This is a genomic window from Neobacillus canaveralius (genome assembly GCF_047237705.1).
GTDB classification, from domain to species: domain Bacteria; phylum Bacillota; class Bacilli; order Bacillales; family Cytobacillaceae; genus Neobacillus; species Neobacillus niacini_K.
In genome coordinates this window covers 842,768-856,479 of record NZ_JBDFLL010000001.1, presented here as the reverse complement: position 1 = coordinate 856,479, position 13,712 = coordinate 842,768, and the positions used below count along the sequence as shown (strand labels likewise).

Sequence of the window (13,712 nt, the reverse complement as noted above, 5' to 3'; positions counted from 1 at the left end):
CGAAAAAAAGAAATATTATCTACAACTACTAATAGGGAGTGGATTTTATGGACGAGCAGGGTAATTTCGCCTATGGGCTAGTTTGGGGTACTTCATTAAGTGTACCGCTATGGATTGCGTTTTTCGGTTGGATAAAATTAATCATTCATTTTATATTTTAGGCCATATAAAAAATACCCTTGCCCGCAAGCCACGGACAAGGGTTTTTTATTTAGGCTTTTTCCACGTTAAAAATCGGCTTTAAGATTTTAACAACAATCTTTACGAAAACAGCCTTTATTTAATACTGCTGATTGTTATGCCATTTCCAGGCATCTGCTATAATCTGTTCCAAATTCCGCTCGGCTTTCCAGCCTAATTCACTGAAAATCTTTTGTGATGAAGCGACGAGCCTAGCAGGATCCCCTGCACGACGGTCAGCCATTTCAACATTTGCTTTTACCCCGGTTACTCTTTCGCACGTCTCTATAACCTCTTTAACCGAAAACCCGAGACCATTTCCTAAATTATAAACCTCTGCGCTTTTCTTCTCACTTAATAAAGCCTCTACTGCAAGGATATGGGCGCTGGCTAAATCAGTGACATGTATGTAATCACGAATACATGTACCGTCAGCCGTATCATAATCAGAGCCGAAAACAGCGACCTTTTCGCGCTGACCTAGTAGCTGCTGAAGAATAATCGGAATTAAGTGCGTTTCTGGGTCATGGCTTTCACCAATCTTAGATGATTCATGTGCCCCAGCCGCATTAAAATACCGTAGAACGACATAGTTCAAACCATAGGCTTTGGAAAAATCAGCAAGCATTTGTTCAATCATTAATTTAGAATGGCCATAAGGATTGATTGGTGAAGTGACTGTTTGTTCATCAATGATCTCAACATTTGGGATACCATATGTAGCCGCAGTAGAAGAAAAAATAAAGTTCTTAATATTGTTTTTCATCATTACTTTTAGAAGCGTTAACGTCGCTGCTACATTATTTTCATAATACTTAAGAGGATCAACTACAGACTCTCCTACTAGGCTAAAAGCAGCAAAGTGCATAACAGCCTTAATGGGATAACTAGAGAAAATCATTTGTAAGTCTTCTTCATTTCCGAGGTCGCCTTGTACAAAAATCGCTCTTGTATCAATCGCTTCACGATGACCTGTAGACAGGTTATCTAATACGATTACCTCTTCCTTTTCCACTAATTCCTTAACAAGATGACTGCCGATATAACCAGCACCGCCAACAACGAGAATCATAGTCATTTCCCCTTATGCAAAAAATTTTTCTTATAAGTTTTATTTTATCACAAAATCATTGTAACAAATCCACCCTTGCTTACGTCCAAAAATGAGACATAGAAATTATTGGAAATAACCCGAAAAGCGGAAGCGCCTTGCTCAGGGGCGACAGGCATAAGACGGGCCGGCGAGAAGGTTGTTCTTTAACCTTCTTGACGGATTGGCTTATGACCCAGAGCCCCTAGGCGCTGGAGCTGGACAGTAATCTAAGTTCAATATGCTTTCTAGTTTTTTAGCAGGTTGAAAGGAGTGAAAATTTAGAATATAATTTCTTTTACGTGACACTACTTCTATTGTACGAAAGTAATAACTTTGAAGGAGGAGAAATGAGGTGGGGAATTTTGCGGTTTATTAGATTATTTACATACTATCTACTTGGAATGGTATCTATATTTTGTGTGAGTATTTTCCCACAATATTTTTCCACTAGAGGAACTCCAGAATCAACAGGGTATCTTGATCAATTATTCTCTTTTGGGAAGGACTTAATGAAACCAGAGTCATGGATTTATAAGTTCGAACGATCGCAGACGGGTGGTGCCCCGATGATGGAGATTATGGGGCCGGCATTTATTTATTCCATGCAAATCCTGTTAGGTGCTCTTTTGGCAGGCTTCAGTATCGCCCTTCTTCTCGCATTAGGGTCCGCCTTTTTGCCTAAAATCGTGCTTAGTCCTATCAAGAGATTACTTGATGTGCTGGAGTCTGTTCCAGACTTGATACTCGGTACTCTTTTACAAGTACTATCTATTATGATCTTTAAGTCGTTTGGAGTCGATTTATTTCGGGTTGCCAGCTTTACAGAAAAGGCCTATTTTGCTCCAATTGTAACGTTAGCAATCTTACCGCTTGTGTCCATGTTTAAAATCCTCCTCCTTATGATTGAAGAAGAGTTTTTGAAGGTATATGTTACCTTTGTCAAAAGCAAAGGGATAGACAAATTCAATATCTTAATTAGACATATTTTAAAAAACATCATGCCTCTTTCATTCCATCATATAAAAATTATTATTTGGGGAACACTTTCCAGCCAATTTATTATTGAACGAATTTTTAACGTACACGGGCTAACTTTCTACTTACTTGATAACTTCCAACCTATAACTATTTTTGTTACTTTGGGTCTTATTTTTACACCTTTTTACTTTCTATTCCAGTTAGTAGATCTATGGCTAAAGGAAGATCTGCCACTATCTTACGAAACAAGACGGAGTTCCTGGTGGCAAAGATGGCGCATTGGAAATATGGTGGAGGGGACAAAGAGGTTTTTTGATAACATCCTTTATTCTATTAAATCCATTAACCTAAGAAAAATATCACCATTCCGTCCATTTATCAATGTATTCTTTATTTTTTACCGTCATATGAAAAATTGGAAATTTGCGCTTGGGGCTTTATTTTTCATTGTAACGATCAGTTACAGCATTATTTATTCGGTCACAACCGACAACCACGTTGATCAAGTCAGACTATATTACGCAGAAGATGGCGCGACGCTGCTTGGTGCTGCTCCACATGCGCCAACAAAGCCCTTTTTCTTCGGATCCGACAAATTAGGCTTCAGTCTTTTTGACCAGTTAGTGATCGGTGCGAAATATACGTTGATTTTTGCATTGTTAATCGCATTATTACGTGTAGTTGGCGGGCTATTGTTTGGTGTTTTTTATGCTTTTTACTTAGGACCCCGCACCCAGCAATGGCTAGCAAAGTTAATAGACTCAATTCATTTCCTGCCTTTAAGCTTGGTGGCATATATTCTGTTGGCGCCGATCTTAATGCCGGCGTTTACTGGCTTTGGCTATGAATTTACCTATACGTTTACGGAACGAATTTTACTAGAAATGTTCGTCTTAACCATCCTGGTCGTTCCGTTAACAAGTGTTTTACTAGGTAGTGAGATAAAGCGAGTTCTTGATTATGAATTTATTGCCAGTGCGCGCGTTTTAGGCGGCAGTAGATTTCATCTCTTCTGGCGGCACATCTTCCCGCATATTAGTGCCCGTTTAACGATTTTATTAGGAACACAATTTATCCAAGTTCTATTAATCTTTATTCATTTAGGGATTTTTAAATTTTTCTTTGGCGGGACAAAACTAGACTTTGATCCAATGGGTGCGGATCCGCCAATGTCGATAACCCATGAATGGTCAGGATTAATTGGAGAATTAGGCAGGACCACCATTGCTTCTGGCCGCTACTGGTACTTGTGGATTTTAGCTGCCTTCATGCTGGCGATTTTTGCAATGCAGCTGATTATACAAGGTGTAAAAGAAGTGCAGCAAGTAAAAGTTGGCGTGTTATATAAACTTCCAAAAGCTCAAAAGAAAAAATTTAAAAATACAAGTGAAGTTCCTTCCTATCAAATGACAAAGGAAAGTTTTAAAGTGATTGGAAATGAAGCAGATCGTACTCTCGAACCTGATGTGGGTAAAAAGATCGACCGAAAAATAAAACCAAAGTTTAAACGAGGGTTTGAACGTGGGATGTAACTTCATGGCTGGAGCTAGCTTCAAACAAAAAAAGAACCCCGTACACTTAGGATTGTACGGGGTTAATTTTTGCAAGAATAGCATTGTATGTCTCAATCGCAAATTCCTTGAAAGGCAAAGATGGGATGTTTTTAAAATTCTTCACTGCCATTTCTGCGGATTGAAGCGCATTTTCCATTTCGCCAAGCTCCACATGGCATAAAGCTTTGTATGAATAGCGAACATAAAAAAGTGACAAATCAAATGGATGGTGAGTAGTGGTCGGAGTCTCTACTTTTTCAAATTGACGAATCGCTTCCGTAAATTCTCCAAGACCATATAAAGCTTTTCCTTTTTCAATTGTATAAAGTGATTCCACCACTTCTTCTTCCTGCGGGTTGGCTAAGTAATGGTCAAGAATTTCAATGGCATTGGCGTACTCTTTATTCTCAGCAATTAAAGTCATGGCAATAAGGAGGTCATGAACGAGGATGGACAACGAATCCTCAGCAAAATCACCGTATTGCTTTAACTTACGTAAATAATGCTCTCGCTTTTCTTTATCACTAAACATCATGGCCTGTCCGGCACCGATTCTGTATAAATCATCAGCACGATAAAAGATTCTGTGCTTTTTTGAAAAAATCAAGGCATTCTCCATTACATGAGAGGCCGTCTTATAGTCACCAACTGCAAAATGAAGAATCGCTTCTGTATAGTCAAGGTCAACCTGTGTCATGGGGTCCATATAGACATGATTTGATTTGATTTCCATACGTTCGCTTAGTAATATCTCTAATGCATTGGAATAATCATGTTCAATGAATTTGACCATAGAACGAAATATTGCAATTTGCGCACGATTGGCTGTTACATTCATCTTGTCATACATAGTCGCAGCAAGGCCTGCGAGGTTCTCCCAGCCAGGTATTTTTTCTTCATATAAACTTCTGCTATAAATATCTAACAAGCGTGCCCCCTCATACCCTTGTGTAAGGTTTTTTATATAGGGTTCGATAAGGGTTAAAAGCTGTTGGTATTTATCATCGACTTTATCTTTTTTTTCATTGTACAGCTTTTCTGCTTTTTCAAGAACTTCTCTTAATTCCATTGTACTGACTTCCTCTAATAAATCAGTTACTTCCACCCCTAATCCCTCAGCAATATAGGCAAGACTCTCCATAGAGGGCTGTGCTTTATTGTTCTCGATTAAGCTGAGCATGCCCTTGGTAAGTCCCTTTCCTGCCAGGGCTTCAAGCGTCAGCTTTTTCTGCTTTCTTAATTTTCGTATACGGTCTCCTAACATGTAAAGAGCAACTCCTTAAAACGTTTCTTTGTTTAATTATATTAAACTTATCCATAATTTGAAAGATGTAAACGAAATGAAAATAAATTTGTTTAATTTAATTAAACTTATTACTTGATTTGGTAAAAACTTCGTGTTATGATTTGTTTAATTAAATTAAACTTTAAAGAAAAGAGGAGATTTTTATGAATAGCAGTGTAATGTTGAAAAAAGCCACTTATCATCTTTGGACATTCACCATCAGCAAACTGATTGCTTCGTTTGGTTCGCAGGTATATTCATTTGCAATTAGTTTTTATATTTTGCAGGCAACAGGATCGGCGAAAAGTTTTGCACTGAATTTGATATGTAATGTATTGCCTCGTACCATCGCAGCTCCATTTGCAGGTTATATCATCGATAAGTACCCACGGAAAAGGATTGCAATTACCTCACAAATAGCGACGACCTTAGGGATAGGGGGATTGTTAGTCGTCAGTGTCACCTCTGGATTATCTTTAACCGCTATCTATATTACTACCTGCCTTCTGTCCCTTACATCCATGTTCTCCAGTGTAGCGTTCACTTCCTCGATTACAGGGCTTGTGGATGAAACAAGAATTCAAAAAGCCATGTCATTAAATCAAATGTCTGTTTCCTTTGCGGCTATTGCTTCTCCAGCAGTCGGAGGACTCTTGTATGGAGTGATTTCCATGCCAATTTTCCTTATTTTCTATATGGCTGCTTCAACGGTGGCAATCGTTCTCGATGCTACGATGAACTTCACTTTGTTCGCTGTCCAAAAAGCAGAAACAGTGGAGAAGTCGAAAGAATCCATGTGGCAAGGAATGAAGGCCGGTGTATCCTATTTAAAATTACAGCCGATGTTGATGACCATTATCTGGATTGCGTTATTAGTTAATTTCCTTTTCAGTGCCTATCAGGTTGGATATTCCTTTATTCTGATTGAAAAATTAAAAATGCTTTCCCATCATTTTGGTTTTACAGAAGGTGCCTTCGCGGTCGGTATGCTGCTGTTATCGATTTATCTCTCCATTCGGAAAGAGATAAAATTTCCACTGCTGGTTTCAAAAAGAGGCATTGTTCTCATGGGGGTCGTCATGGGAAGTTCCACTCTTCCATTACTCTTCATTATGTCTTATAACATCATGTTTGGTTACTACATTCTTCTTCAATTTGTTTTAGGAGTGTGTATTGTTTTCGTTAACACGCCAACACAAGTGATGATGCAAAAACAAATTGCCGACGAATTTAAGGGACGTGTATTTTCACTCATTGAAACAGTAGCAATTGCTTTATCACCATTAGGTATGGTGCTGTATGGATTTCTGTATGATGTCTTCCCTGCAGAATGGGTTCTGCTCCTGTCATCTGGATTATGTGTGTGTGTAGTACTTACTCTTTTAAGACCAACCGTCATACGAAGGGTTCATCCGGAGCTTAAAGCGGAAAAAGTAGTGAAGAAAAGTGTGGAAGCATTTTGATGAAGTTTAAGTTATCCTAACAAATGGGGTTGGATTCAGTAGAATCCAACCCCATTTTTATCGATCTAATTTTATAATTCTCCTAACCATCCTTAAATGAGACACCAAGATTAGAAAAACGATGGGATATAGAAAGATGGAATACCAGAGCTTCCAGCCAGTATAGTTAAAAAAGTGAGTCCTTTCAACAATAAATTCAATAATGGAGGATCCTGCTGTCCATGCAAGGATATAAAAGAGTTTCTGTTGGTTAGTCCGTTTAAAGGGATAATAGTTTAAGAACAAAATACTGACTGGAATAAAGTAAAGAAATTCTCCAACAAACCCCAGCCATTGAAAACCTTCACCAAAATATCCGTACAAATGGTATTTAAAGACGAGAACCAAATCTACATTGATACCAAATACCAAAGCAAAAAGACTCGTTGTATATAATTCAATTTTAGTCAATCTCTTTGGGACTAGAAAAGCAATGATAACAAGAATAAAAAAGAAAATAAATACCAGCTTCCACATGGATGGACTATCTCCTTCAAAAACAACTAATTAAAAATTATACTTTCCAAATCCTTGCTCATATAGTCACCTATCAATCCTCATCCAGATAAAATGCCAAAAGACCTACTCTACCCACCCGAACAGGAGGATTAATTTTCCAAATAAATAGTTATTTGTGACTGATTTATTATTCTGGTAAATAAAATACTCCTTTTATGAATAGTAATGAATTAACCCCAAGAAAGGAGTGAATATGCAATGAGTGTATTAGATCGCAGTCCGTTTTTATACTTCTTATGTATCCTTGCCGGTTTTGCCTTATTAAGAGTAGAGCTAACTGGATTCTTAGCGCCGCTTAGTCCGTTAGTTCTCCTAATTGGTGTCATAGCTGTCCTTTTATTCTCACTTGTGTTAATCATCCAAGGGGTACTTTGTTTGGTAAAAAGAAGATAGTTGTTTAAAGTTCAAGAAAGAGAGCGAAAACTATCGCTCTTTTTTTGTTTTTTGCGAAGGCCAGCAGTAAATTTTTTTTATTTATTAAAAATGCCTATTTATAAGCACTGAGAACGCTTTAAAACCAAGGAATTAATTATTATTTTAAAAAAGGGATTTGACTTTTCACTATCCCTACAGTAAATTAATTAACAAGTTCAAAAAATGAATAAAGTAAAAATACTTCTTATCAAGAGAGGTTGAGGGACTGGCCCTATGACACCTCGGCAGCGGAATCACAAGATTCTGTGCCAAATCCAGCAAGTGCGACTTGATAGATAAGAAGAGGACGCTAATTATTTCAATTTGCCCTCTTCTTTTTCAAGAAGAGGTTTTTTATTTTTAACTGAATAATATTTCTTATCCAGAGAGGTTGAGGGACTGGCCCTATGACACCTCGGCAGCGGAACCAATTGGGGACTGTGCCAAATCCAGCAAGCAGCAAGCTTGGGAGATAAGAAGAGTTTTTTGCTATTACTTTGCATCGGCATGCCCTCTTCTTGTTTCCAAGAAGAGGGTTTTTTATTTGTTAAAAAAGGAGAGATACACCATGATCGAATTTCAGAATCTTAAAAAGGTTTATGAAAGTGGCGGGCAGCAGGTTGCAGCTTTGAATGGAATTGATTTGAAGATTAATAAGGGAGAGATTTTCGGAGTAATCGGGTTTAGCGGTGCTGGGAAAAGTTCACTTATCCGCTGTGTAAACTTACTAGAGCGTCCGACCTCAGGTAGTGTAATCGTCGATGGTCATGACCTCACTTCGATGTCCGTAAAAGAAGTCCGTGAGATTAAGAAAAATATTGGCATGGTTTTTCAACACTTTAATCTATTAAACTCAAAAACAGTGTTTGCCAACGTCGCAATGCCTCTGACACTTGCCAAAGTTCCAAAGGATGGTATTAAGAAGCGCGTTCAGGAATTACTAGAATTTGTCGGGTTGGCCGACAAGGCGGACTATTATCCTGACCAGCTTTCAGGCGGACAAAAGCAGCGAATTGGAATTGCAAGGGCCTTGGCAACACAGCCATCGATTCTACTTTGTGATGAGGCCACATCTGCACTTGATCCACAGACAACCAGCTCCATTTTACAGCTGTTGAAAAAAATCAATAAGGAATACAACATAACCATTCTAATCATTACCCATGAAATGGCGGTCATCAGAGAAATTTGCGACCGAGTGGCAGTGATTGAGTCCGGTAAAATTATTGAAGAAGGCACGGTGTTTAACGTCTTTTCATCTCCTAAAACGGAGACGGCAAAGAACTTTGTAAGCTCTGTCATGAACGACCAGATCCCTGATTCTATAAAAGAAATCATTCAAAAACATGACGGAATGCAAAAGGTTTACCGAATTAATTTTGTAGGCAGCACATCCGGTCAGCCCCTGCTCTCCGAACTTGCCAAACAGTTTGATATTCATATCAATGTCCTGTTCGGAACCATTACTGAGCTTCAAGGCACACCGTTTGGAAACTTAATTGTTGAGTTCCAAGGCTCTGACAAAGAAATCATCCGTGCATTAACCTACATCAACCAGAAGAAAATCAGCATAAAGGAAGTGACAGCACATGCTAGTTAACTCAGAGCAAATTATTTCTGCTTTAATTGAAACGGTCCAGATGGTTGCTTTTTCACTCTTGTTCTCAACCATCCTTGGACTGCCGCTGGGAATCTTACTTGTCGTAACACGGAAAGGCCATCTGCTTCAGAATCTGCCGGTTTTTAATGTATTGAATGGAATTATTAATATTTTCCGATCTGTTCCGTTCATCATTTTATTGGTGGCAATGATACCCGTTACAAGGTTGATTGTTGGAACTTCGATTGGAACCGCAGCAGCAGTAGTTCCTCTCGTCTTCTATGCAGGACCCTATATTGCCAGATTGATAGAAAATTCCTTACTAGAGGTTGATCCTGGTGTCATTGAAGCAGCAGAGGCAATGGGCGCAACCCCATGGCAAATTATTAGTAAATTTTTAATTCCTGAAGCACTCAGCTCACTAGTTCTTGCCCTGACAATCGCGACCATCGGTCTTGTTGGTGCTTCGGCAATGGCTGGGGCAGTCGGCGGCGGTGGAATTGGAGATTTGGCAATTACATATGGCTACCAGCGTTTTGATACAGTCACGATGATGATTACAGTAGGAATTCTGATTGTGATCGTACAAGGTCTACAGTCATTTGGGAATATAGCAGCAAAAAAAATTAGACGAAGATAACTAGGAGGAAAAATACGATGAAAAAACTTTTACTATCCATCATTATTATTACATTAGCGATTATTGGCGCTGGCTGCGCTGAGAAAACATCAGAGGGTAAAGAAACCACTACCGTTAAGCTTGGTGTTAGCGGAACCGATACACGTATTTGGGATTTTGTAGCGAAAAAGGCTGAAAAAGAGGGAATCGATATCGAAATCGTATCATTCTCAGATTACGTTGCTCCCAACACTGCACTTGCAGAAGGTGAAATAGATGTTAATGCATTCCAAACCGTTGCCTATTTTGATGTATTTATTAAAGAACACAAATTAGACCTAGTGCCAATCGCAACTACCGTCCTTGCCCCAATGGGAATTTACTCTGAAAAACACAAAGATGTCAAAGACATTCCAGATGGTGCAAAAATTGCGCTTCCGAACGATGCATCCAATCAAGGCCGTGCATTATTACTTCTTCAAGAAGCTGGACTTATTGAATTACCAAAAGATTTTGATCCAAATGGAGATCTTACTCAAATAAAGAAAAACCCTAAGAACATTGAATTTGTTCCAGTTGTACCAGCGCAAACACCTAGAGCATTGCCAGACGTTGCTGCTTCTGTGATCAATAACGGGATTGCCGGTGATGCAGGTCTTAGCCCATTAGAAGATGCGATTTTTGCTGAAAGTGAAACAGCTACCCCTTACCTGAATATTATCGCTGTCCAAGCAAAAGACAAAGACAACAAAACTTATAAGAGAATAGCAGAACTTTACCAATCAGAAGATACAGCAGAATTTATTGAAAAAGAGTACAAAGGCAACATGATTCCAACATTCGTGCCACTTAGCAATATTGGTTGGTAGAAAGAAAAGCGGAAGCGCCTTGAAAAGGGAAAAATGCAGTTCAATTTTCCTCTGGCGCTGGAGCTGGACAATTTAAGGAGGGGAAAAACGATGTCAGAAACTGTTATATCCATAAACGCCTTAAAAGAAACAATTATAGAAAATGTAGAAAGCAATAAAGAGCTTTACCTGTCAACTAGTCAGAAAATTCATGAAAGTCCTGAAATCGGCAATGAAGAATTTTTTGCTTCTGCCCTCTTGGCCGACATTCTTTTAAAAGAAGGCTTTGCGGTTGAAAAGGCAGTTGCTGGACATGAAACTTCATTTATTGCTCGTAAAAAGTCAGAAAAACCAGGTCCATCCATTGCATTCCTAGCCGAATATGATGCCCTTCCAGGCCTAGGACATGCATGCGGACATAATATTATTGGAACCACTAGTGTTGCTGCAGCGATTGCCTTGAGTAAAGTTTTACAAGAAACAGGCGGAGAAGCCGTTGTTTTCGGTACCCCGGCAGAAGAAGGCGGGCCAAACGGCAGTGCAAAAGGCAGTTTTGTTAAACACGGACTAGTGACCGGGATTGACGCCGCACTAATGATTCACCCGAATAGTGAGACACGACTAACCAGTTCATCTCTAGCTGTAGATCCACTAGATTTTGAGTTTATTGGAAAGCCGGCACATGCATCAGCTAACCCGCATGAAGGAATAAATGCACTCGATGCAGTTATTCAGCTTTTTAATGGAATCAATGCATTAAGGCAGCAACTACCGGGCGATGTACGGATTCATGGAATCATCACCCATGGCGGGGATGCACCAAATATTATCCCTGAATATGCAAAAGCAAGATTTTACATCCGAGCTGCAACAAGAACTGGTTTGAACGAAGTTACTCAACGAGTAAAAGCAGTGGCGGAAGGTGCCGCATTGGCTACAGGGGCAAAGTTAAACGTGATTGCTTTCCAAAATGAAGTTGACAATCTTCTATTAAATAGTAGTTATAATGCTGTATTCAAGGAAATCGTTGAAGAACTAGGTGAAACCGTGGTTGAAGGTGGAAACAAAGGCATCGGCTCAACAGATGCAGGAAACATCAGTCAGGTTGTCCCAACCATTCATCCCTATATAAAAATTGGTGCGAGCGATCTTATTCCGCATACGGTACCATTTAGAGAAGCCGCAGCCTCTCCTAAAGGAGACCAAGCACTCATCACCGGTGCTAAAGCTCTTGCACTAACTGCTTTAAAACTGATTACAGACACTGATACATTAACTCAGATTAAAGCAGAATTTAAAGAGAGAAAAGCGGCAGAGTCCATATAAAAAGACGCCCAGTGACATAACCTTGTCGCTGGGCTCTCTAATTTTAGGACCCTACCTACCTCTTATTCTTTTACCGCACCACCTAAAATCCCAGAAATAAAATGCTTTTGGAGCAATAGGAAAAAGACCATAATGGGGACCGTAGATAACGCAGTTCCTAACATTAACTGTCCATAATCAATCCGCGCCATCCCGATTAAACTGGATAATGCAACAGGCAGAGTAAACATTTCTTCCGAATTTAGCGTAATAAGCGGCCAGAGTAAGCTATTCCATTGTGACATAAATAGAAAAATAGCAACAGCTGCCATTGCAGGTCTTGTTACAGGCAAGATAACCGTGAAGAATATTTTTAATTCTCCTGCCCCATCTACACGTGATGCCTCGATAATCGAGTCTGGAACAGATTTCATATTCTGCCTCATCAAATAAATCGCAAAAGGAGAAGCAAGGGTTGGTAAAATAATCGCTTGATACGTGTTTAACCAATTAAAGGTAACCATCATTTCAAACAAAGGAATCAATGTCACCTGAGAAGGAATCATTAGTGTGCATAAAATAATAAAAAAGAACAAGTTCTTACCCTTAAAATTAAATTTTGCAAATGCGTACCCAGCCATTGAACTAATAAGTGTGCTAACCAATGTATAAACGAGTGCAATAAACAATGAATTCCAAAAGATTTTGGCAAACCCCAATGACTCATTAAGCGAATGTAAATTCTTTACTAAGTAGTCACCTGGAAGAAGTTTAGGAGGTAAACGAAAAATCTCTCCTGATGGCAGGGTAGAACCGACAAGCATCCAATAAAACGGCGCAATCGATAAAAACACACCTGCTATTAATAAACAATAAAGCCCTATTTTCGAGGATCGTTTCTTAGAATAGATCATTAATCATCACCTACTAGTTTCATCTGAACCCATGAAATGATTGCCGTTATGATGACAAGAACATAAGCAATCGCTGAAGCATATCCAAAGTCAAAGAATTTAAAGCCTGCTTCATATAAATATAGCGTAATCGTCATCGTGGCATTATTTGGTCCGCCTTGAGTCAAAATGAACGGCTCATCAAATAGCTGAAGGGTGCCAATAGTTGACATGACAACAGTAAAAATAAATACAGGTTTTAATTGAGGAATCGTGATCATGAAAAATTGCTTTACTTTACTTGCTCCATCAATACTTGCTGCTTCATATAATTCTGATGGAATATTTTGTAGGCCAGCTAAGAAAATCACCATATTGTATCCAGTCCATCTCCAAGTCATGACAAGAATGACAGAGACCTTTGCCCAAAATGGGGTGGTTAACCAAGGGACGGCTTCAACACCGAAGAATGATAATAAATAGTTGACGAGACCAAAATGTTCATCTAATAGGATCATGAAAACAATTGACGCAGCAACAAGCGCTGTGATGGCAGGCATAAAGAAAGAAATTCGGAAAAACGCCTTCCCCTTTAGCATGGAAGAATGGAGGCCCACTGCAATCAGTAAAGAGAGAAAGAGCATGATTGGAACTTGAACAATCAATATTTGAAAGGTATTTAAAAGTGATTTATAGAAAACCGGATCCTGAAATAACCGTGTATAATTGGCTAGACCCACAAATGTTTTCTCCAGCCCCCGTACCTCTTGAAAGCTTAAGATAAACGAAAAAATCACGGGATAAACGGTAAATATCAAGATTAACAGCACTGCCGGTGCGATAAAAACATATGGGACGTTTTTAGGGGTCAAAAGACTTTTTCTCGTTTTGACTTGAAAGTTCGTTTCGGTATTTAAAACCTT

At 39.0% G+C, this 13,712-nt stretch carries 12 protein-coding genes and 2 riboswitches; of the genes, 7 read left to right on the top strand and 5 right to left on the bottom strand.

The window, feature by feature from the left end; all coding sequences use genetic code 11:
• Positions 1-280: 280 nt before the first annotated feature.
• Positions 281-1,252 (bottom strand): UDP-glucose 4-epimerase GalE, encoded by a 972-nt coding sequence (galE, locus tag ABC255_RS04150; RefSeq protein ID WP_412991541.1) that lies wholly within the window; start codon positions 1,250-1,252, stop codon positions 281-283.
• Between the two features lie 368 nt (positions 1,253-1,620).
• Between galE and ABC255_RS04145 the strand changes: the two genes are divergently transcribed.
• On the top strand, positions 1,621-3,783 hold the full coding sequence (locus ABC255_RS04145) for an ABC transporter permease (RefSeq protein WP_412991539.1): 2,163 nt from the start codon (positions 1,621-1,623) through the stop codon (positions 3,781-3,783).
• A 46-nt stretch (positions 3,784-3,829) separates the two neighbouring features.
• Here the strand turns inward: ABC255_RS04145 and ABC255_RS04140 are convergent, their stop codons facing one another.
• Positions 3,830-5,068 (bottom strand): helix-turn-helix domain-containing protein, encoded by a 1,239-nt coding sequence (locus ABC255_RS04140; protein WP_412991537.1) that lies wholly within the window; start codon positions 5,066-5,068, stop codon positions 3,830-3,832.
• Between the two features lie 185 nt (positions 5,069-5,253).
• On the opposite strand from ABC255_RS04140, the gene ABC255_RS04135 reads away from it, so the two are divergent.
• On the top strand, positions 5,254-6,552 hold the full coding sequence (locus ABC255_RS04135; RefSeq protein ID WP_412991535.1) for an MFS transporter: 1,299 nt from the start codon (positions 5,254-5,256) through the stop codon (positions 6,550-6,552).
• A 57-nt stretch (positions 6,553-6,609) separates the two neighbouring features.
• On the opposite strand, the gene ABC255_RS04130 is transcribed toward ABC255_RS04135, so the two are convergent.
• Positions 6,610-7,068, bottom strand: a complete 459-nt coding sequence (locus ABC255_RS04130; protein WP_412991533.1) for a CBO0543 family protein — start codon at positions 7,066-7,068, stop codon at positions 6,610-6,612.
• A 240-nt stretch (positions 7,069-7,308) separates the two neighbouring features.
• Here ABC255_RS04130 and ABC255_RS04125 point away from each other — a divergent pair, with 240 nt between their 5' ends.
• From ABC255_RS04125 to ABC255_RS04105, 5 genes are all read left to right on the top strand, one after another.
• Positions 7,309-7,503, top strand: a complete 195-nt coding sequence (locus tag ABC255_RS04125; protein ID WP_412991531.1) for a hypothetical protein — start codon at positions 7,309-7,311, stop codon at positions 7,501-7,503.
• 223 nt (positions 7,504-7,726) lie between these two features.
• Positions 7,727-7,827: riboswitch (SAM riboswitch) on the top strand.
• Between the two features lie 72 nt (positions 7,828-7,899).
• Positions 7,900-8,003: riboswitch (SAM riboswitch) on the top strand.
• Positions 8,004-8,092: 89 nt separating this feature from the next.
• Complete coding sequence (locus ABC255_RS04120; protein WP_412991529.1) at positions 8,093-9,124, top strand: methionine ABC transporter ATP-binding protein; 1,032 nt, start codon at positions 8,093-8,095, stop codon at positions 9,122-9,124.
• Positions 9,114-9,764, top strand: a complete 651-nt coding sequence (locus ABC255_RS04115) for a methionine ABC transporter permease (protein WP_307307985.1) — start codon at positions 9,114-9,116, stop codon at positions 9,762-9,764. Before ABC255_RS04120 ends, ABC255_RS04115 begins: the two co-directional genes overlap by 11 nt.
• 17 nt (positions 9,765-9,781) lie before the next feature.
• Positions 9,782-10,612, top strand: coding sequence for a MetQ/NlpA family ABC transporter substrate-binding protein (locus ABC255_RS04110; RefSeq protein WP_412991526.1), 831 nt, complete (start codon positions 9,782-9,784; stop codon positions 10,610-10,612).
• Between the two features lie 90 nt (positions 10,613-10,702).
• Positions 10,703-11,917: a M20 family metallopeptidase gene (locus ABC255_RS04105; protein ID WP_412991524.1), complete on the top strand. Its 1,215-nt coding sequence runs from the start codon at positions 10,703-10,705 to the stop codon at positions 11,915-11,917.
• Positions 11,918-11,979: 62 nt separating this feature from the next.
• Here ABC255_RS04105 and ABC255_RS04100 read toward each other — a convergent pair whose 3' ends face one another.
• Both ABC255_RS04100 and ABC255_RS04095 read right to left on the bottom strand, forming a co-directional pair.
• Positions 11,980-12,810 carry a carbohydrate ABC transporter permease gene (locus tag ABC255_RS04100; RefSeq protein WP_412991522.1) on the bottom strand — a complete coding sequence of 277 codons (831 nt, stop codon included), beginning with the start codon at positions 12,808-12,810 and terminating at the stop codon, positions 11,980-11,982.
• Positions 12,810-13,661, bottom strand: a complete 852-nt coding sequence (locus ABC255_RS04095) for a carbohydrate ABC transporter permease (RefSeq protein WP_412998476.1) — start codon at positions 13,659-13,661, stop codon at positions 12,810-12,812. Before ABC255_RS04095 ends, ABC255_RS04100 begins: the two co-directional genes overlap by 1 nt.
• Positions 13,662-13,712 lie beyond the last annotated feature (51 nt).

Excerpts from the sequence above, each read along its gene's own strand:
- ABC255_RS04140 (WP_412991537.1), bottom strand. The coding sequence starts at position 5,068 with ATGTTAGGAGACCGTATACGAAAATTAAGAAAGCAGAAAAAGCTGACG.
- ABC255_RS04100 (WP_412991522.1), bottom strand. The coding sequence starts at position 12,810 with ATGATCTATTCTAAGAAACGATCCTCGAAAATAGGGCTTTATTGTTTA.
- ABC255_RS04120 (WP_412991529.1), top strand. The coding sequence starts at position 8,093 with ATGATCGAATTTCAGAATCTTAAAAAGGTTTATGAAAGTGGCGGGCAG.
- ABC255_RS04130 (WP_412991533.1), bottom strand. The coding sequence starts at position 7,068 with ATGTGGAAGCTGGTATTTATTTTCTTTTTTATTCTTGTTATCATTGCT.
- ABC255_RS04145 (WP_412991539.1), top strand. The coding sequence starts at position 1,621 with ATGAGGTGGGGAATTTTGCGGTTTATTAGATTATTTACATACTATCTA.
- ABC255_RS04110 (WP_412991526.1), top strand. The coding sequence starts at position 9,782 with ATGAAAAAACTTTTACTATCCATCATTATTATTACATTAGCGATTATT.
- ABC255_RS04125 (WP_412991531.1), top strand. The coding sequence starts at position 7,309 with ATGAGTGTATTAGATCGCAGTCCGTTTTTATACTTCTTATGTATCCTT.
- galE (WP_412991541.1), bottom strand. The coding sequence starts at position 1,252 with ATGATTCTCGTTGTTGGCGGTGCTGGTTATATCGGCAGTCATCTTGTT.
- ABC255_RS04135 (WP_412991535.1), top strand. The coding sequence starts at position 5,254 with ATGAATAGCAGTGTAATGTTGAAAAAAGCCACTTATCATCTTTGGACA.
- ABC255_RS04105 (WP_412991524.1), top strand. The coding sequence starts at position 10,703 with ATGTCAGAAACTGTTATATCCATAAACGCCTTAAAAGAAACAATTATA.
- ABC255_RS04115 (WP_307307985.1), top strand. The coding sequence starts at position 9,114 with ATGCTAGTTAACTCAGAGCAAATTATTTCTGCTTTAATTGAAACGGTC.